Here is a 24,586-nt window from a genome sequence, read left to right on the forward strand (position 1 = left end):
AATCGTCTTATCATAAAAGTGGCCAAGTTGTAAAAATCATTAATTTAAAAATTGGGAAACAGCAGAAAATATTTGGCATATTTTATTTATATTAAAAATTTTATATTTATAAAAACTAATATGATAACAAAAAATGAAATTTATATAAATGTTTTGAACTTAAACAATTAATATTATCTAATTGTAAAATAAACTAAAATGTATGCAATCAAAAGAAGACTATTTAATATGGATCTATGAACAGTGCCAAGAAGGTTATCATTCTAGAGATCAGATGACAAATGATATTTTTTATAAAATGATTATGATTTTTTCACTACAGGCTGGTTTTATTACTTTCCCTTTAATGACAAAACTTGTCAATAAAGATAATTTTTCTTTATACGCTGAATATTTATTTATTTTTTCTGTGGTTGGTTTCATTTCTTTATTTGTTTTTTTTGTTATTCTTCGCAATGTGGTAGAATGCAAAATTGCGTTAAGAAAACAAAGTGAATCAATTGAAACGGAAATTCGAAATTTATATTTATCAAATTTAGCAAATCAAGATAATTACTTTAATATTGTGAGTATTAATAACCCAGATAGTTATTGTAAATTCAAAAATAAGTATTGTAAATTTAAAATTACTTATTATATTAATAAATGTGCAAATAATTCCCCCTTAGAAGATAAATGTTATCAGTATTGGGAGCGCGTAAAACGTAGAGGATGGTTAAAGATTTTAAATGGAAAGACAGATGAGGAAAGGTTTATCATTTTACTTCCAGCGTTAATTCTTATGATTATATGGACAGCTATATGTTTTTACCTTATTTTAGATCCAGATAATACTTTATCATTATTTAATTTTTCAAAGCAAGACTTAATCTGATTTTGTGTAATGATATATCTTAAATTAGATATAATTGTATTAGATGTCTTACTTTTTAATTTTACAAAAAATGCATACTGCTGTTTATAATCAAGACAAAGGGCTTTTAAAAAGAATAGGTCCAGATAAAGGCGGATATTGGGAAGTTAATCTAAGAAACAAAGAATTTAACTCCTTAGAGTAAATTAGTGAAAAGTTCGAACACTGAATTAAATGAGGCTCTGGCGGCGTAAAAGTGAAAAAGATTAAACCTATTATTGAAGAGGAAATAGCTGAATACCCGAATTTGCCAAATGATTGGCAATGGACTCGCTTGGGAGAAATCGCAGATAACATCCAGTACGGTTACACGGAGTCTTCTTCTGACGAACCCATTGGACCTAAATTTTTAAGAATTACTGATATCCAAAATAATGAAGTGAATTGGAAATCTGTCCCTTATTGTGAAATCGATAATACAAAAAAACAAAATTATTTGCTAAAAGATGGGGATTTAGTTTTTGCAAGGACAGGAGCAACAGTTGGAAAAAGTTATTTACTCAAAGGAGATTTCCCTGAAAGTGTTTTTGCATCATATTTAATCAGGGTTAGATTATTGGAAGAAATTTCCGAATCATTTGTGTACAACTTTTTTCAAAGTTTAACTTACTGGAAGCAGATCACTGAAGGTCAAGTTGGTATTGGGCAACCGAATGTAAATGGAACAAAACTATCTTTGCTTATTGTTCCTGTTGCTCCTCTTCTCGAACAACGCGCCATAGTCTCAAAAATCGAGCAACTCTTCAGCGAACTGGATAATGGCATTTCTAACCTCAAACTGGCACAGGAACAGCTCAAAGTTTATCGGCAGGCGGTGCTGAAGAAAGCATTTGAAGGAAAGCTTACGAAAAAATGGCGAGAGGAAAATCCTGATGTTGAAGATTCAAAATATGTTTTGAATAAAATTAAAAACCAAATATCTACTCAAAAAAAGACTAAAGAAATTCAAGATATCCAATATGGAGAAGTACCATATGAATTACCATTTAAGTGGAACTGGGTATCTCTAAGCGATGTATCAATATCGATTACAGATGGAGATCATCAGGCTCCCCCTAAAGCCGATTCAGGTGTTCCTTTTATTGTAATCTCAAATATAAGTTCAGGAAAACTAGACATGTCTGAAACGATGTATGTTCCTGAAAAATATTACGAAAATCTTGCAGCAAAAAGAAAGCCACAACCAAGAGATATTTTATATTCGGTAACGGGTTCATATGGCATACCGATATTAATATCAGAAAATTATAGATTCTGTTTTCAGCGTCATATTGCTCTCATTCGTCCTCATATGGAAATTTCCTCTAAGTACCTATATTATATTTTGAAATCTCCTTTTGTTTATAAACAAGCAACAAAAGTTGCTACAGGAACTGCTCAATTAACTGTGCCGCTTTCAGGTCTTCGAACAATAAAAGTTCCCATTCCTCCAATCGCCGAACAACAAGCCATCGTCCAGGAAATCGAAACCCGCCTTTCAGTCTGCGAGAAGATAGAACAGGACATTAAAGATAATCTGGAAAGAGCCGAAGCACTACGGCAGAGTATTTTGAAAAAAGCGTTTGAAGGGAAGTTGCTTAATGAAAAAGAGCTGGCAGAGGTTCGAGGGGCAGAGGATTGGGAGCCGGCTGAGGTTTTGCTTGAAAGAATAAAGGCAGAAAAAGCGAGAAAATAATTCATCTAGTGGATATAGAAGGGAAGTTGTCTCTATGAGAGAAGACGAAATCAAAAAGGGTATTCAGTTAATTTGTGATACGTCTAAAGAGATATCAAGACTTTATGAGGATAAAAATGCCTTAATTAATAAACTCAATAGTCTATCTAAAGAAGACCTGGCTCTATTAGAATATGAGTACAGATCAAAATCAGGGCCAGTTACAGATCTACGTAAAGATGTGTTAAAATATCTGCTCGATGGGAATAAACTGGATGAAAAGGCATTTGATGAATTTATTCTTAAGCATCGTACTGGAAATGAGGAAAAATTTATAGCGTATCAAAAGCCGTTTTCTATCTTTCATCCATTCATCACTTCTTACGGGCACAAACCACTCAGAGAATTTGTACAACAATTCATAGATGAGATAATTGAAAGATTACAGTTAAAAGGACTAGTTAATCAAAAGTATGTCGACTTTCAAGGTGCTAGATATTTAGGAACCAACAGATCATGGTTTGCAATTTATAACAGTAAACATAAATCCCAATCTACAGCAATACAGCTTTTTGTTGATCTTCAGGATGGTAAGATTGAGTATGGTGTTTATCGTTACCCGAATGAGTATATAAAAGGACCAGTAAAAAGAGATTCTACCACTTTTGATTTTGAATCATTAATTTCCTTTTTTGACGAAAATAAAGAATTGATCCTGAAAGACTACCCTGACACAGAAAAAGTATTAACTGCTCTGCCAACAGGTGAAAATAAGCAAGGCGTTTTAACTATTCCGTTAGCAGGTAATAAGCTGTATAAAATATCACATGGGGAATTTAAAGCTAAAAAACATGCAAATATTCTCAACACATTTAAACAAAATCACTGGGTTGGTCTTCATGAAAATACCGGAAAAAGGCAGGGTGAGCGATTTAAAAATGACCTGCGGCTGGGTGACTATTTATATATCACTGTAGGTGCTGATGAACTTTTTGCGATAGCAAAAATCAAATCCGATTCATGGGAATATGTTCCAGAGAGTATTGTATTTGAGAGTGGTTGGATCTACCGAGAAGTAGAATATGTTAAATATGCAATAAAAACAGACCCTCATGAATTAAAAAAACTAAAAAAACATTTCTATCCTAGCGCAAACAGTACTTTGTTTGAGATTACTTCTGACAACCTCAATGAAGCAAATGAGAATCTTTTTAAGCCTTATTTTGGAGTTGAATTTGTTTCGGATAAAACAGATCCTGAAATAGAAGATGAAAACGCGGCAAACATTCCGGAAAAGTTCCCCCGCAACATCATATTATATGGACCTCCTGGCACTGGAAAGACATACAATACAATTGACCTAGCGGTTGAAATTATAACAGAAAATGAAGCCAGTCATCAGGAAAACAAAAAAAGATTTGATGTTCTGAGAGAAGAAGGGCAGATTGAGTTTATTACTTTCCATCAAAACTATAGCTACGAAGACTTTATGATTGGGATTCGGCCTGACCTAAGTGAAACTTCAACCTTAAAATTCAGGCGTAGAGAAGGTGTATTTTATAAGATTTGTAAAAGGGCAGAGCAGAATTATTTGCAATCACAGAATAAAGAAAACACACCTGAACCTCTTAAAAAATACGTGCTCATCATTGACGAAATCAACAGAGCCAATATTTCTAAAGTATTTGGTGAGCTTATTACACTGTTAGAAGAAGATAAGCGTCTGGGAGCTAAAAACGAACTTAGAGTCAGTATTCCTGGCGAAGAAACTGATTTTGGAGTCCCGCCTAATCTTTACGTCATCGGAACCATGAATACCGCCGACAAATCGATAGCAATGATTGATATCGCATTGCGAAGGCGCTTTGAGTTCAGAGGCTATTTCCCTGATTACGACAAAGTAGATGAGCTTAGTGGGAAGATCCTGAAGCATATAAATAAACAAATATACGAGCGAAAAAAATCTGCTGATTATTTAATTGGCCACGGGTATTTCATGAACGGGGACAAAACTCCAGAAACCTTTAAAGTGATTGAGAATAAGGTGATACCCTTGCTAATGGAGTATTTTTCTGGCAAAACCGATGTTGTTGAAGAAATATTCAAGGGAAGCGAATGGGCAGTAAAATACGATACTGAGAAGTATTGTTGGCAAATCAAACCAGTAAATTAAACAATAAACCATGAATACTACATTCGAATATGGCGAACAATTTGAAGTTGATGACCGCAAAGGCCTTGAATCGTATTTATGCTTTTTATGGCAAGAGTATAAAAATATTTGGCCATCTCCGCCCGAAAATGAAAGTGAAAATGAAAATACAGATTTGGGGCCAGGTTCAAAATATCAGCCTTTCCTAAGTTTTGATGGGAAAATGGCCAGGGCAAGGAATTACATTGGTTTCATTAATTTTGAAAATTTTAATATAGAGATCTATCCCAAGATTTTTCAAAATGGACATGAAATAAGTAAAGAGCTAAATGAACCTAAAATAAGTAAAGAGCTAATGCATCGTCATTTATTTTACTGGCTAAGTTATTGCAAAAAAGTAAAATTCCCATTTAATCAGGCATTTCTGGATAAGTTTGAACTCGAATTACCTGAACTGCTTATATATTTATTCGCAAGACAGATACATGAAGTCATCAGCACTCGACCTTTTTCTGCTTATGAAGAAGTACAGGAAGCTCTGTTTACACCCAGAGGAAGAATAAATTTTGATCGTTATGTAACCAGAATCTCCTATGGAAATTGTCACCTGATTGATTGCGACTACGAACCATTTGTATTTGACAATTTATTGAACCGCATAATCAAATACTGTACTCGATTACTGCTTTCCAAAGCAAGTATCATTGAAACACAAAGAATTCTGAATGAAATCATATTCATGCTGGAAGATGTAGACGATCAGGTTTGTTTTGCACAACAGCTTCAGACTCTCCGGATACCCTCAATATACAGTGATTATGAAGAAATAATTCAGATATGTGGCATGATATTGGAAAATCAAGCTTATTCTTGCGCAGAGTATGAAATGAAAAACTGGAGCTTATTATTACCAATGGAATATATTTTTGAAGATTTTATAGCCGGCTATGTTCAAAAGTATTTTAGTGGCACATTCAAAGTAGAACCTCAGAAATCAGATCTTTACCTGCATACCAATCCTAACACGTTCAATCTTCAGCATGACATCCTGCTCACAAACAAAAAAACTGGGGAACAGATAATTATTGATACCAAGTATAAACCCCGATGGAACTTGGAAAAAAGCGATTCAAAGAAGGGAATAGCTCAATCCGATATGTATCAAATGATCAGTTATGCCTACAGGCGAGGAACAAATAAAGTACTGCTTATCTATCCAAATACCTCTAATGAATTGGCAGAAGATCACACGTTTTTGATTAATAAAGGTACTAAGGATGAAACTATTAACATCAAAGCAATAGACGTGCCTTTCTGGTCAATTACTGGTCATCCATATGTTGAAGAAAAGCTAAAAATTAAATTAAGAGATGTATTATTTAATGAGTTATGAATTTCGATTTGTAAAATGATTACTCTTATAGCTGATTAGAAAACTGAGGGTTCAATTGAAGTTGCAAATGAAGGAGCAATTGAGGGAGCAAAAATGCAAACTACAGAATCAAAGGATATAGCCTGCGGGTCAATGATGCTAAGCGATATCCATAAATAATACCATAAATTACTCCTCAAACCCTTTCCAAGTACCCCCCAAGCCACCCCTCAAGCTACCTCCCAAGATGAGAATGACAAGATCAATGCACTATTAAAATATTGTATAGAACCAAGAAGCAGAGAGGAAATTCAAAACTTTATGGGATTAAAAGATAGAAAACATCTTAGATTAGAAATCTTAAATCCACTTATTCAAGAAGGAAAACTCTTACTCACAATCCCTGAAAAACCAACCAGTCCTAACCAAAAATATTATTCCAAATCCAAAGGTTCAAAAAATGTCTGAAAATACCTCATCCATCGTTTCCAAAGTCTGGAGCTTCTGCAACGTCCTGCGGGACGGGGGCGTGAGCTATGGCGATTATCTGGAACAGTTGACGTATCTCATATTTCTAAAAATGGCTGAAGAATTCAGTAAGCCGCCATATAACAGAAATATCGGCATCCCTGAGGAATATACCTGGGACAAACTGAAACAGCAGCGAGGAGCCGAACTCGATACTCGTTACAGGGAACTGCTGGAAGAACTTGGTCAAAAACCAGGGATGCTCGGACAGATTTTTCTCAAAGCCCAGAACAAGGTCAGCGACCCTGCCATGCTGTATAAGATCATTGACATGATCGACAAAGAAAGCTGGGTCATGATGGGTGTGGACACAAAAGGAGAAATCTACGAAGGGCTCCTGCAAAAGAATGCCGAAGATACGAAAAGCGGAGCTGGGCAGTACTTCACCCCAAGACCGCTAATTAAAGTCATGGTCCAGTGCCTCCAGCCCGGGCCCCTGAAAACAATCGGAGATCCCTGCTGCGGCACAGGCGGGTTCTTTTTAGCAGCCTATGATTTTCTTACCTCACACTACCGGCTGGACAAAGAGCAGAGCCGCTTCCTGAAAAACAAAACCTTTGGCGGAAACGAAATCGTTGCAGGGACCCGGCGGCTTGCCCTGATGAATATGTTCCTGCACAACATAGGAGAAATCGACGGCGAGCCCATGATCTCAAATTCAGATGCTCTCATAGCCGATCCCGGTTATCGTTACGATTACATCCTCACTAACCCGCCGTTTGGAAAAAAGAGCAGCATGACCTTTACGAACGAAGAAGGCGAGCAGGAAAAAGAAGAACTCACTTACAACAGGCAGGACTTCTGGACAACCACAAGCAACAAGCAGCTAAACTTTTTACAGCATATCCATACTATCCTTAAAACCGGCGGGCAGGCAGCAGTGGTATTGCCTGACAATGTTCTGTTCGAAGGTGGAGCAGGCGAAACTATCCGCAAAAAGCTTCTTGAAACCACTGACCTGCACACAATTCTACGCCTGCCGACCGGGATTTTTTATGCAAATGGCGTAAAGGCAAACGTGCTCTTCTTCGAAGCAAAAACCGCATCAAAAGAGCCCTGGACAAAAGAAGTCTGGATTTATGATTACCGCACAAATGTGCACCACACATTGAAGAAAAACCCTATGAAATTTTCGGACCTGGAAGACTTTATTAAATGCTATAACCCCGAAAACCGCCACATCCGAAAAGAAACCTGGAGTGAAGAATTTCCCGAAGGCAGGTTCAGGAAATTCAGCTATGAGGAAATCATAGCAAGAGACAAAACGAATCTGGATATTTTCTGGCTCAAAGACAAAAGCCTGGCTGATCTGGATAATCTTCCGGACCCAGATATTCTTGCAAATGAGATTATTGAGAATATGGAGGCTTCCTTAGCGAGTTTTAAGGAAATTATGGCAACGATCAATGGAGATAATGAAGAGAATTAAAAAATAAATCCCACCTATGTTTAAAGATTAAAGAATATCCGATATTACAGAATATCTAATACTCTTTTTATCATCGCCAAATCCAAAAAAATTCAGACGTTTTTATAAAATGTTGTGGTGGATGTACACCACATATATTACTGTGAAATTTTCGGGTCAGGCTGCAAGGTCGTATAAATAGATATCATTGCCAGTCGTACTATCAACATAGTTCTTGTCCATTCCCCATACAACAGTGTTATTGTATACTTCTGGTGTCGTATAAACTTCTTCAGGATATTTATATATTAGTGTGCTTTGTCCTGTAGATATGTTATATACATATACTCCGGGTTTGCCTTCATAATCATCAACACATTTATTGTATACAATTTTATCATCTTGTATGGCAATATGTGTCCCTGTACTGGCGCCGTATTCATTTCCATATGGGTCAGTGCCAAGTTGATGTGTGACATCTATGGTTTTCTTTGTTAATATATCATACATCACAATATATCCCTGATGATTATATACGTCAGACCAGATGATTTTAGTGCCCCATATCTGCGGCATGGTTGGATCTCCATGTGAACTGACGGTTATTTTTTCTGTTGTATTGATGTCATACATTCTGATAGCCATATCCGCTTCTGGATCTTCTGAATAAGAGGAATACACCACTTTTGTATCATATATGTCGGGATTACTACCGTTTCCGATTTTATTCTGTGTGGATGTAGATATGTTTCTCAGATACACATTCTCATCTGCACTCCAGACGATTCTGTCGCCGTAAATGGCAGGTTTACTGTATTGGTCTACATTTTGTGTGATGTAAGATTTTGTGCCTGTTGGTATATCGTACACAGCAAGCTTTGGTGTTCCACTTCTTTCGTCACGCCACACTAATGTATTACCGTAAATATCTGGACTGAATGCCCCAGAAGAGCTAACCGTAGTGTCCATTCTGTTGGTCAGGTCGTATAAATGAATAACAACTCCATTTGTCCATACTACCTTGTTACCATACACAGCAGGATCGTATCCTGTGCCAATTTTCGTAACTTGAGCCGCTGAAGCTGCGGCTGAGATTAAAATCAAAAAAACAAAAACCAGGAATACTGAAGCTAAAGCTATTGAACATAGATTCCCCTTATTTTTCATTTATTTCCCCCCAATTGACTTTATTTTCAAAGTTAATGTCCAGTTTGTAGTTCAGATATTTTCAGGTTCTATAATGGTTCTATAATAATATCTGAATCATCTATTACTAAAGTCGCATTAATTCAAACGTCACATTAATTCAAACCTGGACTATTTGCCCAACCAATTATGTGATGGATCAGTAAAGAGATTAAGTATATATTATATAATTTTACGAATAAAAGATTATCTAACCTTTATTACACAATTTTTGTTATGCTAAAATGAGAAAAGCCGATATAAAGGGGATAAGGTTTGAAGTTATATTCCTTGAATAGTCCCTGGATACTTAGCCCAGTATTTCCGTGCATTTCCTTAAATGTCCATTAATACCTTTACAGACATTTTACGAAACCAAGGACAACTTCATACCTTAATGTTTTGAGTTCTCAGTTCCACTGGAACATAAGGTTTAACAGCAACATGAGTTCATGAATTATTTATGGATGATAGATAAATTTATGGGTGATAGAGAAAAAAATGTGGGGTTTGCTGCGGTTTTAAATATACTCTTCACATTCATAGAACTGATCGGAGGATTCTTAACAAACAGCTTGGCACTCATAGCTGATGCATTGCATGATTTTGCTGACAGTTTTGCGTTAATAATAGCCTGGTACGCAGAAAAGAAAGCAAAAAAACCTGCAACAAGTAAAATGACTTTTGGATATCGAAGGTTATCTCTTTTATCTGCAACATTTACTATTATTGTACTTGTAGCCGGGTCGTTGTTTGTACTTACTCAGGCCATCCCGCGTCTGATCAGTCCGGAACCTGTAAACGCCGAAGGAATGGTTTTAATTGCAGTCATTGGAGTCACTATAAATAGCCTGGGATATTTTCGATTAAAGAAAGGGATGAGTCAGAGTGAGAAAGTGTTATCCTGGCATCTTCTGGAAGACATTTTGGGATGGGTAGTCCTGCTTACCGGGTCGATAATCATAAGGTTCTGGAACAAACCAGTTATTGATCCCATAATGACAATAGGATTCACTGTTTTTGTATTATGGGGAGTTTCTAAAAACGCAAAGGAAATCTTTAATCTCCTTCTAGAAGGTGTCCCAGAATATATCGACATTGATGAGATTAAGAAATCTATCTTATCGGTTGAAGGGGTGAAGATGGTTCATGACCTTCATATATGGTCTCTGGAAGGAGAAACCGTTCTTTTAACAGCTCATGTAGTTGTGGAAGACAAATATCTACAAACGCCGGATAAAATGAGGCAATCTATTAAAAGCAAGTTAGAGAAGCATCACATAGAGCATTCAACGCTTGAACTGGAAAGTGAAGGATTTTGTTCTGCAACAGAATGTATTTTTGAATCGAAGAATTGATGCGCAAAGAAACATGGTAAGGAGATCGTTTACTCAAGTATATAGCTTACTAACAACTATATCTGTATGTTAAGATAATCGACTACAAAGATGGAGTTACACTACTTAGCTGAAAAATTAATGGTAAGATTGTTGAAGAGAGTCATACTTTTGCTTATATATTTTAATAGCTCCACTTATAAACTGCCTATAGATTCCGCAGTACCTTTTATCAAAAGCTTTTGTACACGTATATGAATTATCTCGATACGCATCACATTTTAAAGCGTATTCACATCTGATGTCAGACATGTCCTTCCCCTTTTAAACTTCAGTGCCCACTTCATTTTCCTGAATTTATATTCTTATAATTAATATTTATATTAATCGTTTTATAATATAAGTATATCATCAAAGCATATGAACAGGACTCTGAAATTAAGCGGCACTGTAAAGAGAGTTCCACACTAACGTACAAAACTAACTGACTTATGCTGGAAAAAAATGGTTCATACTGGCAATGTACCAATTTTTCTGTAAAATCAGATATCTCAATAAGTAATTGGGTAGTAAATTACATATCGGGAGGTCCATTTTCTCCCAGTACAAAAAACTTGACTTCAAATTTACAGCAAATTCGCGACGCTGCCTTCATACTGGAGAAAAATGGTTCATACTGGAGAATAATGGCTCCATATTATTGAATAACTATACTTCAAGCAGATAGTGTATTATATATTCTGTAGTGAATATAGAGCTATTAGAAACAATCTATTCCTCTGATCACAGGTGAAACTGATATGGGCATGTTTGATACGATACAGGACAGGAGAAGCATACGGACGTATAAAAGTGAGCGCATACCACAGGAAAAGCTTGAAAAACTGCTGGAAGCTGCAAGGTTAGCACCATCGGCTGCAAACAGGCAGAACTGGAAATTCATTGTTGTCGAGAATGAGCACATAAAAAAACAGCTTGTTATTGCTTGCAATAACCAGGCATTCGTAGGTACTGCCTCGCATGTTATCGCAGGAGTAGGGGATCCCTCTCAAAAGTGGCACCAGGTTGACCTTGCCATTGCTCTTGAACACATTGTCCTGGAAGCTGTTGAGTTAGGACTTGGTACCTGCTGGATTGGCGCTTTCAACGAAGATGAAGTTAAAAGAGTACTCCAGATACCTAAGGACAAAAAAGTCGTTGCTTTACTGACTGTGGGAGTTCCAGCCGAATCACCCGCCGCCAGGCCAAGAAAAACTCTGGAAGAAATTGTATCTTACAATGAATACAAATAAGCTCACATCTTCTTTTTATCTTTATTTCTATTTTTTATCTCTATTTCTGTTTTTTATCTCTATTTCTGTTTTTTATCGATAAATGTCATTTTTGAGGGTCTTCATTTCCTTGCGTTTAATAGTGCGGTAGTCTGTGAGCGTTCTTGAACATGGAAGATAACTATCTAAACAAAATATCAGCAACACTCTTACCTGAACTCTTATCAGCAATAATCGTTGCAATATCGTTATATTCAAGTTTCAAATTGCTATGTGCGATAATTGATTCACTTCCCCGTTGTATCATAACCATGAGGCTTTTTTCTGGAAAATTGATCTCCTTTATAGCTTTTCCCACAATTTTTGGATTGGTAACTCTAACTTCCATAATATTGCCTTTGTTTCCAACTTCACACATAGAAAATAGGTTATTCCCGCCAACCATACTATCCATGACTGCAGCAGTTGTCATCGTAGTGCTCATCGCTCGAATTCCGAGATCCCAGAATGCCGGGAGATTTTCCACGTTATTTACCCTAACAACTAATTGTTCCCCATTAAACCCAAACTTTGCCTTTGCAATCTGACAAAAAAGAAGATTTGTATCATCCTTTTTTGTGGTTACAACTACATATTTGGCATTTTCAATCCCAGCTTTTTTCAGAACAGCTATATCTGCTGCATTACCCTGAACAGCCCTGACTCCTAATTCCCTACACCTGTTACATTCCTCTCCAGAGATGTCTATAACTGACACATTTTCTCCTCTATTCTCAAACCTTTCGGCAAGGATACGGCCTACGTTTCCTCCTCCAATAATCAAAATTTCCATAGGAATTATCTCCAGTATCTGAGCTACTTTTTTTGACATACTACCTGTCAGGAAAACAGTAATAATAACGGTCAGGAAGACCAGTCCTACAATAGTTTGGCCTCCCGCAATCCCCATTTCATCCAGTCTAATTGCAAAATAAGTTGCGATTGAAGTAGGAACTACTCCTCTTGGTCCCACAAAAGATATGAACATTTTTTCTTTAGTACTTATTTTCGAACTCCGCATCGAGATAAATACAGCTACAGGACGGACAAATAGTGCTATAAGCAAGACAAGGGCAATCCCTTTTAGCCCGATCTCCATGATGTACCAGAACTTGAGCATTGCTGCAAGCAAGATGAAAATCAGAGAGATCATTAAAACCGCTAGGTTGTTATTGAATTCTTCTATCATCTTCTTCTGGGGAAATTCGGTAGATCCCATAATAATCCCAAAGACAGCCACTGCAAGAATCCCCGACTCATTGCCTATAGTTTCTGACAATACATAGCAAGCAAAGATAAAAGTGAGAGTGAACAACCTTGCAGGCTGTTTGCTAATGGATATACCTCTGGTAAAAAACCAGCGTAGAATAAACCCACATAAGCTCCCTATAATTAACCCCATCCCAACTCTTTGCAGCATAAAAATTACTGCACCAGTTCCGGACATCTCAGCTGTAATCCATTCAAAAACCAGTGCAGTTAGAATTACACTTACAGCATCGTTTAAGACACTCTCAAATTCCAGAATTTTGGCAACCCTATGGCAAATCCCGATGTTCCTGATTATTGGACCAACAACACTAGGGCCAGTTGCAGTAACAAGAGCGCCAAAAAGGGCAGCAATCGGGAGAGAGATATTTATAAGAAGATGTGTCAGTATGGTTATCCCAATAAAAGTGATAAAAACTCCTAATGTACTTAATTTAATAACACTTTTTTTAACCCCTCTCATGTGCTTCCAGTCGATCTGGAATCCTCCATCAAAGACAATCACAGACACGCAGATCGAAACGATAGCACTTAGCACATCAGAGTAAAGAGCCGGGTTTAATAGGTTTAGAACCTCGGGTCCTACTATTATTCCTTCAATAAACAGAAAGATTATAAAAGGTATCTGAAAATAGTGGGTAAGGACCTGTGCCAGCATGGATAGAACGAGCAAGGCAACAATTATTTCCATTAAAAATATAGGTTCGATCATTTAGGGCTTCCCTACTAATAAATAAACTTTTTGATTAAAATATTTAATGTGAATTGAATTGTTGAATTATGAAAAGATCAAGGCATATATCTTAAGATATCGTACCTAAGATCTCGTACCTGTGATCAGCTAGAGTTCAGGTCCAAAAAAATTTTGACAATTCATGAGATTACAACTCATGAGATTAACACTAAAGTTAAATCCTGAGCAGTAGAAGATATTTTTCAGCAATGTGCTTATTTTTCTGTATAATTTGCTCTGTACCCCTTAGTATTCTTTTTTGATTATTGTTCCATTACTAGCTCCATTAGTATATACATTTTTCCAGTAATCCAGTCTTCATTTATATCAATGAGTATTGAAATTGCCGGCCTCGTTGCTGATTTTCATCCCGTTCTTTAGTAATTTTCGTCCAGCTCTTTAGTAATTCTGAAAACAGAAGAGTCTGAGATTCCCTCTACTCTTAAACAGTCATGACCTGTTCCACCCATCTGGTGGAAACACCTTGAAGGAGTTAACCTTGAGAGCTAACCTTGAAAGAGCTAACCTTAAGGAGCTAACCTTAAGGAGCTAACTTTGAAGAAGCTAACCTTATAAGAAGCTAACCTTAAGTGGACTACCCTCAAGGAAGCTAACCTTATAGAAGTTTATGTTTTATCAACTGACCAGCTTTCTAAAATGAAAGCACTTTATGGTACAAAATTAGATGAAGAACTTCCCACCTTAAGTTAAAACAGAATTATCCTGACTTTTTTGAAATACTTGATTAAGATTCATTTCACTTCAGAATCTGTACAAAACCCCTGGTACCGTCAACACGGACGTACTGGCCGTCTTTTAAAATTTTGGTTGCATTTTCGATACCAACAACTGCAGGAATACCGTATTCTCGCGCAATTACAGAGCCGTGTGTCATCATACCACCAATCTCCACCACCAGGGCTTCAACGGAATAAAACAGTGGAGTCCAGCCAGGATCAGTAAAAGGCGCTACTAAAATATCTCCTTTTTCCAGCTTTGCGGCTTCAGGTCTGAGGATAACCTTTACGTACCCTTCTGCAACCCCAGCAGAAACAGGAGTTCCAATTAAAGCCCCTTTAGGAGCCTCAAAATCGCTCCTTACACTCGTAATAACTTCTCCTTCGCTGGTTAGAACTCTGGGAGGAGTCATCTTCTGGTACTGCTCGTAGGCTCTTTTACGGGAATCTATAAGCTGCTTCAGGTCCTCACTAAAATGATTTTCTAACAATGCAACCAGCTCATCGAGATACAAATAAAATACATCTTCTTCCTTCTCCAGGACTCCTCTTTGATGCAAAGCTCGTGCTTCTGCCAGGATGGCCTGCCGATAGATATCAAAAAATCGAACAATAACATACTTGGGAAATTCGCGCAAGCCTGTAGAATTTCGGTAAATGAAAAGAAGCCTGAAGACGAGTCTTGTTTTGAGGCTTCCGACAGGGGTGTTGCTAATACTTTCCATAAGTTTTTGTACGACTTCCTGCGCTTCTTTCCTGCCCTGTCTGAACCGTTTTCGGTGCTCACCCGGAGCATTGCTTTTAATATGGTTTATAATGGATGGAACTAGAAGAGTAGGGGCTTCCCACCATCGAATATTTGAAATATCGATTTCACCCGGGCAGCGCATGCCATACAGTTCCATGAACCTGTCCAGCCCAGCCCTGAATATATCTCCGCCATTTACTTTACCTAGCCCCTGATAAAAAGTGCTGTCTTCTGCTCTCTGAAGATAATCTATCACCTCAGGATATTTTCGTGCTGTATCGGCCAGATCCCCAATCATTAACCCCATCTCACCGGTCACGTTTCCAGGAGAGGATTTACTCAGCGTGTCAACATCAAGGCCCTCACCCAGCCATAACCGGGTCAGACGGTTAGCAATGGACAGGGCAATGAATGATAATGGCACATACATCATGTTGCCATTAAGTTCCTGTAGCAATTTTCTCATGCTTTCCTGAACTCTTTTAATTCGCTCTGACCCTGAGACCTGCATGATTCTGCGTCTGCAATTATCGGTTATCTGTTCCACAGGGGCTGTAGCCCGCTGAATGATGCCTGAGGGATCAAGAAAGAATAAATTATTAACAATGATTAGGATACCTTTTAGATAGAGCGAAAGCATTGGTTTGAATAATTTAAAAATCTGCATAGTTGTATTTTTGTTTGCTTTCGCTTCCTGTTGAAAGATCTCGCTTGAGACTATTTTTGCCAGGGCATCTCTCATTAGTTCGTCCGCAATAGAAATTCTCCAGATAAAATATCGCCGAAAAGAGTTATTGTACAAAAAAGGAGTAACGTCAAAAAAAAGCCTGCCTCCCGCTTCCACGATCACATGGTTGGGAAAGGGTGTGGAGTCTTTTCCAAAGGGAAATATTCCCTGAAAAACAGAAATTCCCATAGGTCTCATGGCGTCTGTCATCATTTGCAGGTGAGCAAGCGACAAAAATATGTGAAGTTTATTGTCATATAATTTAGGAATAGGATAAAGAGTGGTGATGGGACGGCTCTGTAAGATATAGAACCTATCCCCTGCCAGACACCACTCAATGTCCTGCTCTGAGCAGTAGTGTTTTTCTATCCTTTGACCAAGTTGGGCTAGCTCCAGAATTTTATCATCAGAGAGGGCCTGCTTGTTCTGGAGTTCAGGAGCAAGTTCTCTGGTTACTGTTCCTCCTCCTGTGACCGGATAAACAGCTTTCTTCTTTTCTGCAATTTGCTTTTTAATAATCTGGCTTTCGAGAACCTGATAAGAGTCGGCTGAAACAATTCCTGAAACCAGAGCTTCACCCAACCCAAAGCTAGCATCAATAGAAATAATATTCCTGTGTCCTGTGACAGGATCCACGGTAAACATAAGCCCGGAAACCTCCGGAAATATCATTTGCTGCACCACTATGGATAAATAGACCATACGGTGGCCAAATCCGTTTTTGATTCGGTAGATAATTGCCCTGTCGGTAAATAGAGAACTCCAGCATTTCCGCACAGCCTGAAGGAGTTGATCCATTCCCTTTACGTTCAAATAGGTCTCCTGCTGGCCGGCAAAAGAGGCAGTTGGCAAATCTTCGGCTGTAGCGCTGGACCTAACGGCATAAGCCTTTTCTTCCCCTACTATTTTCCATGCATCAAGGATAGAGAATTTAATTGTTTGGGATATGGGGATGGTTAGTAAATGGTTCCTGATCAGTTTTCCCAGCTTGCTAATTTCGTCCGGTTGATCCAGTTTCAACTGGTCAAGAAAATCAAAAAATTTGTTCATCTCATTGCTTGCTGCAATAAAATCACAGTAAGCCGACGTTGTAATGCAAAATCCAGGCGGAACAGGAAACCCCGCCTTGACCATTTCTCCCAGATTAGCGCCTTTTCCCCCGACGTCAGGCAAGTTTGTCCTATCGACTTCATTAAAGTGCATTACATAAACGCTCATGCTAATACACCTCGAAAAATGAAATCCTGGTTTTTATATTATTATGATTTTATAGTATAGGACTTATATGCTTGTCCGCAAAGCAGGAGATTCTCAAATCCCCTTAAGCCATTATTTTTCTCTACAACTCATTTTACCTTTAGATTTTTAGTAGATATTGTATTACTTCAGGCTAAAGAGTCCACAAAGAAAAGTCATTTTTGATACCAATGAAATATTCGGTTTCAAAGACTTCGTTAAAAGCTACAATCCCGAAAACCATTACATTATACAGAGAACCTGAGTGAAGAATCTCACGAAATCAGGTTCCATAAATTCGTTTATAAAGAAATTGTAGTAAGGAGTAAACGAATTTGGGTTTCTTCTGGTTTAAAGGCAAAAGCCTTTCTGATCTAGATACTCTGCTGGATCTGATATTCTTGCAAATGAAATAATAAAAAGGTAGTAGGTGTAGCCAAATTAGTATTTTTAGCAGGTTCAGTACGTTTTATCTTTATTTAATGTTTCTATTATTAAATATTATATTGCCCAGTATTATATATTACTAAGTATATTATTTTAATGTTACAAATTACTCCGACTTAAGCAATTTAAAAGAAAAGTAAATAAAATTAAACCACTAGCTGTCTAAAATGTAACTAAAGTCGAACATTATCCCTAAAAGATTTCCTTAAATCTAAGAATTTTATAAATTCAAATTCAAAACATCTCAAACTTATTTGCTAAATCTAATCTATATATTATATATTTTAAGGGTGAGATATAAATGGGAAAGGGGGGCAAATCATACTCACTGTTTTTAACTTCAACAGCTTTTCTCTTACTTGTAATCATTATTTTATCTGTTGAGTTGGTGGCTACTGCGCATAGCGACTTGTCCGCTGAATATGCATATGTGCCTAATGAAAAAAGTAATACTGTTTCTGTGATTAACACAACAACCGACGCTGTTATCTCCACGGTGCCTGTAGGAAATGTTCCTGTGGGTGTTGCAATCAGCCTTGATGGAACAAAGGTATATGTGACTAACTTTGGTAATGACGACGTTCCCGGACGTACTGTCTCCATAATTGATACGGCCACCGAAGAGATTACATCGATGAATGTAGAAGAAGGCAAACCAGGCAAACCTGCTGGAGTTGCAATCTATCCGTATGAACAAAAAGTATATGTGGCAAAATTATTGAATGGAAAAGTTCGTGCAGTTGACCTGATAACCAACAAAGCTTCTGATATACCTGTAGGAACCGACCCTTGCGGAATTGCAATCACCCCGGACGGATCAAGGGTATATGTGGCGAACATCGGCAGCAATACCATCTCTGTGATTAACACAGTAACGAACAATATTACAAAGACGGTAAACGTAGGAGTCAAACCCTATGGAGTTGCAATCAACAAGAATGGAACAAAAGTATATGTCACGAACATGGGAAGTAGCAATGTTTCTGTAATTAACACAACAACCAACGAAGTTACAGACAATTTAATTGCAGGAAAAGATCCTCATGGAATTGCAGTCGCACCAGATGAAAAATGGGTATATGTGGCAAACCATAATACTCCCATGGGCACAGTCTCTGTGATTAACACAACCACAAAAGATGTTACAAATATAACTGTAGGAAAAAATCCTTGTGGAGTTGCAGTCAACAAAAATGGAACAAAGGTATATGTGACAAATTCCGGTACCGCTGATGATCTTGGAGGCACTGTTTCTATAATTGACACCGAAACCAAAACAGTTATGGGCCAGCCAATTTCTGTAGGAATTCGTCCTTCTGGTTTAGGTCAGTTTATAGGTTCTGTTCCAGGGTCCAGAGTAGAAACAATGACTACTTTAACTTCTTCACCCAATCGATTTCTTGCTGGGGAATCAAGAACACTTACCGCTACAGTTAGTGCAACGTCCCAAGTAACAGAAAAACCCTCAGGCACAGTTACCTTCATGGAAGGAGCCACATCTATAGGAACTGAAACTTTAAGTGATGGACAGGCAATTTTGGATACTTCATTGCTTTCAAATGGCTCACATTCGATAATAGCAAGATATAAAGGCAATAATCAGTTTAGACCAAGCACATCCTCTTCTTTCACACTAAAAGGCCAAGATCTAAGTTCCAAAAAATCTGTATTGGAACATCCAATAGTTGCTGGTGTTATTATTGCAGTAGTGAGTGGTATCATATCCCTGGGACTATATATCATAAAGAAAAAATATTTTTCTTGAATATTTTTCTTGATATAGAGAGAAAAATATAAAGCTAAAAACCAAAGCTAAAAACCAAAGCTAAAAACCATAATTTAAACAATATCTATTATTTTTTTGCAGATGCATTTAACGCTTCTCTTACCCTTGCTTCGGTAATTCCGGCTTCCATGTGATTTCCAGACAGTTTCAGTACGGATAAGATTTTTAGGGCATTTTTATAGCTACTCTGACAAGAATTACACCTAAAATAGAGTATCTCTTCAATCTCTTCTAAGATATTGTTTTTGATTCTCTCTAGCAATTAAGGATAAACGTTTACTACCGATGCGAGAAATTTAAAACATAATAAAAAAGTCAAGGTGAAGGTAGTAGACCTGTTATTTAACCAACTACCTTTTAACCTTGTTTAACCAGTTTGAAAGCCATGTTCCAACTAATCAAGTTATGACATATTGCCTGGATTTCCTGCCTGAGGAGCTCCTTCAGGAGGCATTGACATGTTACCTGGAGCTTCTCCATTATACATGGAACCGTTACCTGGCATGTTACCTGGGGCATCGCCATGATACATGGAACCGTTACCTGACATGTTACCTGGAGCTCCTTCGGGAGGCATGGTAGCGTTGTCAGGTGGCATCTGCCCTGGGTTTTCTCCTCCAGGAGGCATAGTACTATTAGCTGACATATTGCCTGCGTTCTCTTCTGCAGGGGCAGTAGTGTCAGATGTTTTATTATCAGCACATCCTGACATCGCTACTATTGACATAAGTAGCAAGCCGATAACTAAAAAACTCATTTTTTTCATTATAGTACCTCAAATATTCTTGGACTTAAACTCTCAATCTCAAGAGGTTGTATCTATAAGTCCTGAATTTTCAATATCAGTAATCCAGTTTTGGGAGTTTGGGAATTTACTGCAAATCCAAATCTAACATTTTACATAGTATAGACAATTAGATTTTTTTGAGGTGAAATGCCCTATAAAGAATATTGAAAATTCATTAAATAGAAGATCGAGAGTTTAACTCTAAAGTACGCTAAGTATTTTAGATAGCGTTGACTTTTCGAATAGGAAATGATTCAAACACTAAAAAACCTTTGTATATTTGCCAATATTCATGTATTTCTTGAATATTTTTCAGTTCAACTTGTTTCTTGTTTGAAATCTTTAACGCGGATTGAATAATTATTTTTCTCTTTTAATATAATAAATATAGAATAAACTACGGAATGAGGAAGTAGTAAAAACAAGGGATAAGCTGAAAGAACGGCGAAAACCACCTAGAAATAAATTCAAAACGAGGAAATTAAGAAAAAGCACGGGAAGAAATAGAAAAAAATATGAAACTACAGTTTAAACAGTCTCTGCTATTTTTCTCGCTGACGCTTTTAATGTTTCTCTCGCCCTTGCCTCGGTAAGCCCTGCCCCCCTCGCGATTTTCAGGGCCGTTTCATCGGTGATAAGGTCTTCAGGGGCATGTGTGTCAGTATTTACCAGAAGCGTCGCGCCGATCTCAAGGGCAAGCCTGGCAACATGGCCATTTGTCCGGTTGTGTCCGTTCCTGGCTGTAATTTCGAGGCAGACATTGTTCTCTTTAGCCTTCTCGACATCTTCCGCGGAGATCAGGCCCGGGTGGGCCAGGATGTCCACATAATCACATGCAACAGATGCTGCGTTTGTTCCGGGGGCGACTGGCTCGGAGGTGGTCTCTCCATGCACGACCACAATTTCTGCACCCAGCTCTTTTGCTTTCTTTGCAAGAGGGGCAATCTTCCTTGGTGGCACATGTGTTAGTTCAACCCCAGATAGAACGCGGATGTCCCATTCATTTTCAAGGTATTTTGCTTTCTGTCCCGCTTCGATAAGCTGTTCGAGATTGGTGTAATCGGCATGGTCGGTAAGTGCAATAGCCTTATAGCCATGAATAACCGCCCGCCGGACAAGTTCGCTGGGGATCAGTTCCCCATCACTGAAAATTGTGTGAGTGTGAAGATCTATCAACCGGATCACCGTGTTTGAAGGTGGTTTTTACAATCGGGATAAACTCTCATTAATTTTTACTAACCGTTTTTTTAATTAACCAATATATTCAATAGTTAAGCTGTATATTTAACTACTTAAATATATAGGTCATTACTAAATACTGTAGTTTATGTGAACTGATATACCTATTGTGTTTTAATTGATATATCTATTGTGTTAACCATGTGTCTAATAAAATTACTCAGGTTTTTCGGTTTTTCCAAGCCTTTCTGCGACATCGGCAAAAGCAAAGTTTGGCTTGACATCCGTTATTTTAATCCTGACCTTTTCTCCGACCTCGACTTCCTTTACGAAGACAACAAACCCTTCAATGAGCACGGCGCCGTCCCCACTTGAGCCTAGTTTTTCGATATCCACAACGAATTTGTCTCCTTTGCGGAGCGGAGCTGTAAGGAATTTCTTTCCGATAACGTAGATTTCAGCACTCTGGGACCGCGAGGCTTTTGGAGAATAAGCCATTGTACGGACAAAGTTATCCCTTACCTTCTGCATGTAATCGTTAAACATGTCTCCCTGGAAAACCTTAACAACGAAATTCCCTTTGGGCTTGAGAATTTTTTTTGCACATTCCAGAGCTGAAGTTGCAAGCTCGATTGACCTTGCATGGTCATAAGACCAGTTTCCTGACAGGTTAGGGGCTGCATCACAAAGTACTACATCAGCTCCTTTTGCCCCTACGGTCTTAATAATTTTCTGTATGGTTGAATCTGCGTTTATATTGCCCTGAATGGTCTCGACACCCTCTATAGGCACAATTCTCTGAAGATCCACACCAAGAACCTTACCTCCGGACAGTTCCTTTGCAACCTGGAGCCAACCGCCCGGGGCTGCACCCAGATCAACAACCGAGTCTCCTCGATTGATAATATGATGTCTTTCGTTAATCTGCTTTAGTTTGAAGGAAGCCCTTGATCGGTACCCTTCCTCTTTTGCCTGACGATAATAGTAATCTCTTCTGTCTCTTGCCATTGCTTACCTTCCCTGCGCTGAAAGCTGATATAGATTGCGCAGAAGTCTGTTGTCAGCCGCCAGATGTTTATAGATTACACTAAATATATAAATATTGTTTTATCCTGAAAGTATTTCGTACTAATCCTTGTGGTTAATAACTCCCTGTCTGTTGTGAAGCTCAACTAGAGAAAAAAACCAACAGTGGTGGTTAGTATCATTAAATTCGAATTTGTATCCCATTTTATGTCCAAACAGTTGTAAGATCTGATATCCAGATTATTTTCCAATATAATAGTGGAGATCAAAAATAAAGGGTTTAAAAAAGCTATTGAAAACTTTAATAAAGCTGAAAACAAGAATGAAGGGCTCTGAATCCCCCAAAAAATTGGACAAAGACATTAATACTATAGTGCTCACATGCCCTAATCACGAAAAAATTGAACTTACATCACAAATTTTCAAACATGGGTCAGGATATACGAAAAAGTCCATAGGCTCATTTATTTGCATTTTCCCTGAGTTCTAACTGAGTTCTAACTGTGATTACCTTGGAAATATGTAATCCGATCTATAAAAAGATGAGAATGCGGAACAGTACTACGAAGATGAGATAGAGGAAATTATACCTTCACGGATCGAGGCGGTTCGTCGGAAGGCTAAGGTTTGCAAGCAAAATGTAAGCCTCTGGATTTATCTGTAAACTCAGGGGCGTCGGAAGTGAGAAAACATTATCTGACATCGGAAGCAAAAAATCATGATATTGTGTTGCGAATTTTGAAAGAGGAGTAGTTTACTATGTATAATAGAGAAGGAATTCAGGGTCATATTTTATCCTTTATAGACTTTTCAAAAGCCAGTACATTTTTGGATATTGGTTGTGGTAAAGGTAATGATCTAATAGAAATTAGTAATAGGACCTGCAAAGAAGCTAAATTGTATGGTGTCGATGTTAAGGCTAACCTGATAGAGTTTGCAAAAATGCAGACTGAAGGGGATTGTCGGTTTACATTTAATGTTTATGATGTAGAAGATGGTCTCAAATTCGAAGACGAGTCAATAGATGTTATCATCAGTTGTAATGTATTAGAATGCATCAAAAATAAAAGTAAATTACTACACGAAATTCATAGAGTGCTGAAGCCCGATGGAAAAATTATTATGGCGCATTTTGATTGGGATACACAAATTTTCAATGCTTTTGATAAAAACCTTTATAGAAAGCTTATCCATACATATAGCGATTGGCAGCAGCCCTGGATGAATGATTGTGATGCCTGGATGGGACGAAGAATTTCAGGTGTATTTAACGAGACAGGCTTATTTAGTGGAAATATATTTACTTATGTGGTGACTGAATCCGAGTATAAAGAAGGATTCAGGGGTTATTCATTGATAAATGAGGAATTTAAAGCACTTGTTGAAAAAGGAATAATCAAAAATACTGAGTTTGAATTATTTAAGGATCAAATAATTCAACTAGAAAAGACAGGACATTATTTTTACAGTGTAAATTTGTATACATATGTAGGTCAGAAGAAATAATCTGGGGAATGGTTATCTGTGACTATCTCTGGCTTCGCGGGACTTTCTACTTAAGATAACATTGAATTTACAAAATCTAAGAGAGAACCGTCGTAAGAATCATGATAAATTACATTGATTTCCACAAAGTTTTTAAAAGTATTTATTGATGAGTCCGTTTCAAAATTGTTCCTACATCTTTACTCAATAAACAAAAATGTCGCTATTTAAATAGAATCTGCTACTACTTCTTTTGATCTTGTTACTGGTTTGTGTCCAGCCCTGATTTTTATTGCTCCAAGAGTCTCTGGGCATATCTCGCCATTGACAACCTGTAATAAGAACATAAAGAATACCGTTGATAATCTGACGATCATTTACTCTCTTCCTCCCAGCCGAAGGTTGGAATGGAAGGTGTAAGCGAATATAATCCCATTGTTCATCGGTTAGGGAATTTTCTTGCCTGAAAGCTATCGATTTTGCATTAGAAGTCGGCTTTAAATTTTAGCCTGTTTACATGAAATCGATGCTCTGTTCCATCTCACAAGTTATTAAAATATTTGACAA

At 37.6% G+C, this 24,586-nt stretch carries 17 protein-coding genes; 10 read left to right on the plus strand and 7 right to left on the minus strand.

The window, feature by feature from the left end; translation table 11 throughout:
* Nucleotides 1–274: 274 nt before the first annotated feature.
* The 6 genes from MSBRW_RS07770 to MSBRW_RS07795 all read left to right on the plus strand — a co-directional run bounded on the left by MSBRW_RS07770 (nt 275) and on the right by MSBRW_RS07795 (nt 8,048).
* Nucleotides 275–874 carry a hypothetical protein gene (locus MSBRW_RS07770; RefSeq protein ID WP_048103003.1) on the plus strand — a complete coding sequence of 200 codons (600 nt, stop codon included), beginning with the start codon at nt 275–277 and terminating at the stop codon, nt 872–874.
* A 235-nt stretch (nt 875–1,109) separates the two neighbouring features.
* Nucleotides 1,110–2,588: a restriction endonuclease subunit S gene (locus tag MSBRW_RS07775; RefSeq protein ID WP_011308193.1), complete on the plus strand. Its 1,479-nt coding sequence runs from the start codon at nt 1,110–1,112 to the stop codon at nt 2,586–2,588.
* Nucleotides 2,589–2,622: 34 nt separating this feature from the next.
* Nucleotides 2,623–4,740, plus strand: coding sequence for an McrB family protein (locus MSBRW_RS07780; protein ID WP_011308192.1), 2,118 nt, complete (start codon nt 2,623–2,625; stop codon nt 4,738–4,740).
* A gap of 10 nt (nt 4,741–4,750) precedes the next feature.
* Nucleotides 4,751–6,112: an McrC family protein gene (locus MSBRW_RS07785; protein WP_011308191.1), complete on the plus strand. Its 1,362-nt coding sequence runs from the start codon at nt 4,751–4,753 to the stop codon at nt 6,110–6,112.
* Between the two features lie 240 nt (nt 6,113–6,352).
* Nucleotides 6,353–6,559, plus strand: a complete 207-nt coding sequence (locus tag MSBRW_RS24215; protein ID WP_048103002.1) for a Fic family protein — start codon at nt 6,353–6,355, stop codon at nt 6,557–6,559.
* Nucleotides 6,552–8,048, plus strand: coding sequence for a class I SAM-dependent DNA methyltransferase (locus MSBRW_RS07795; RefSeq protein ID WP_011308190.1), 1,497 nt, complete (start codon nt 6,552–6,554; stop codon nt 8,046–8,048). The genes MSBRW_RS24215 and MSBRW_RS07795 overlap by 8 nt, the downstream gene beginning before the upstream one ends.
* Nucleotides 8,049–8,204: 156 nt before the next feature.
* On the opposite strand, the gene MSBRW_RS07800 is transcribed toward MSBRW_RS07795, so the two are convergent.
* Nucleotides 8,205–9,194, minus strand: coding sequence for a TolB-like translocation protein (locus MSBRW_RS07800; RefSeq protein WP_011308189.1), 990 nt, complete (start codon nt 9,192–9,194; stop codon nt 8,205–8,207).
* Between the two features lie 500 nt (nt 9,195–9,694).
* Between MSBRW_RS07800 and MSBRW_RS07805 the strand changes: the two genes are divergently transcribed.
* Complete coding sequence (locus MSBRW_RS07805) at nt 9,695–10,570, plus strand: cation diffusion facilitator family transporter (RefSeq protein ID WP_048103464.1); 876 nt, start codon at nt 9,695–9,697, stop codon at nt 10,568–10,570.
* A 779-nt stretch (nt 10,571–11,349) separates the two neighbouring features.
* Nucleotides 11,350–11,841, plus strand: a complete 492-nt coding sequence (locus tag MSBRW_RS07810; RefSeq protein ID WP_011308187.1) for a nitroreductase family protein — start codon at nt 11,350–11,352, stop codon at nt 11,839–11,841.
* A 160-nt stretch (nt 11,842–12,001) separates the two neighbouring features.
* Here the strand turns inward: MSBRW_RS07810 and MSBRW_RS07815 are convergent, their stop codons facing one another.
* Together MSBRW_RS07815 and MSBRW_RS07820 are read right to left on the minus strand one after the other, a co-directional pair.
* The gene (locus tag MSBRW_RS07815) at nt 12,002–13,840 is read right to left on the minus strand and encodes a cation:proton antiporter domain-containing protein (RefSeq protein ID WP_011308186.1); all 1,839 of its coding nucleotides are present in this window, start codon (nt 13,838–13,840) and stop codon (nt 12,002–12,004) included.
* Between the two features lie 778 nt (nt 13,841–14,618).
* Nucleotides 14,619–17,291: a phosphoenolpyruvate synthase gene (locus MSBRW_RS07820; protein WP_011308185.1), complete on the minus strand. Its 2,673-nt coding sequence runs from the start codon at nt 17,289–17,291 to the stop codon at nt 14,619–14,621.
* Between the two features lie 766 nt (nt 17,292–18,057).
* Between MSBRW_RS07820 and MSBRW_RS07825 the strand changes: the two genes are divergently transcribed.
* Nucleotides 18,058–19,521 (plus strand): Ig-like domain repeat protein, encoded by a 1,464-nt coding sequence (locus MSBRW_RS07825; RefSeq protein WP_011308184.1) that lies wholly within the window; start codon nt 18,058–18,060, stop codon nt 19,519–19,521.
* Between the two features lie 424 nt (nt 19,522–19,945).
* Here MSBRW_RS07825 and MSBRW_RS07830 read toward each other — a convergent pair whose 3' ends face one another.
* The 3 genes from MSBRW_RS07830 to MSBRW_RS07840 all read right to left on the minus strand — a co-directional run bounded on the left by MSBRW_RS07830 (nt 19,946) and on the right by MSBRW_RS07840 (nt 22,516).
* Nucleotides 19,946–20,308, minus strand: a complete 363-nt coding sequence (locus MSBRW_RS07830; RefSeq protein WP_011308183.1) for a hypothetical protein — start codon at nt 20,306–20,308, stop codon at nt 19,946–19,948.
* 549 nt (nt 20,309–20,857) lie between these two features.
* Nucleotides 20,858–21,505, minus strand: coding sequence for a histidinol phosphate phosphatase domain-containing protein (locus tag MSBRW_RS07835; RefSeq protein ID WP_011308182.1), 648 nt, complete (start codon nt 21,503–21,505; stop codon nt 20,858–20,860).
* Between the two features lie 219 nt (nt 21,506–21,724).
* Entirely contained in the window at nt 21,725–22,516 is a 792-nt protein-coding gene (locus tag MSBRW_RS07840; protein ID WP_011308181.1) for a 23S rRNA (uridine(2552)-2'-O)-methyltransferase, read from the minus strand.
* A gap of 777 nt (nt 22,517–23,293) precedes the next feature.
* Between MSBRW_RS07840 and MSBRW_RS07845 the strand changes: the two genes are divergently transcribed.
* Nucleotides 23,294–24,040 (plus strand): class I SAM-dependent methyltransferase, encoded by a 747-nt coding sequence (locus MSBRW_RS07845; protein ID WP_011308180.1) that lies wholly within the window; start codon nt 23,294–23,296, stop codon nt 24,038–24,040.
* Between the two features lie 183 nt (nt 24,041–24,223).
* Here the strand turns inward: MSBRW_RS07845 and MSBRW_RS24220 are convergent, their stop codons facing one another.
* Complete coding sequence (locus MSBRW_RS24220) at nt 24,224–24,493, minus strand: transposase (protein WP_080565394.1); 270 nt, start codon at nt 24,491–24,493, stop codon at nt 24,224–24,226.
* Nucleotides 24,494–24,586 lie beyond the last annotated feature (93 nt).

It is taken from the genome of Methanosarcina barkeri str. Wiesmoor, from assembly GCF_000969985.1.
GTDB lineage: Archaea > Halobacteriota > Methanosarcinia > Methanosarcinales > Methanosarcinaceae > Methanosarcina > Methanosarcina barkeri_B.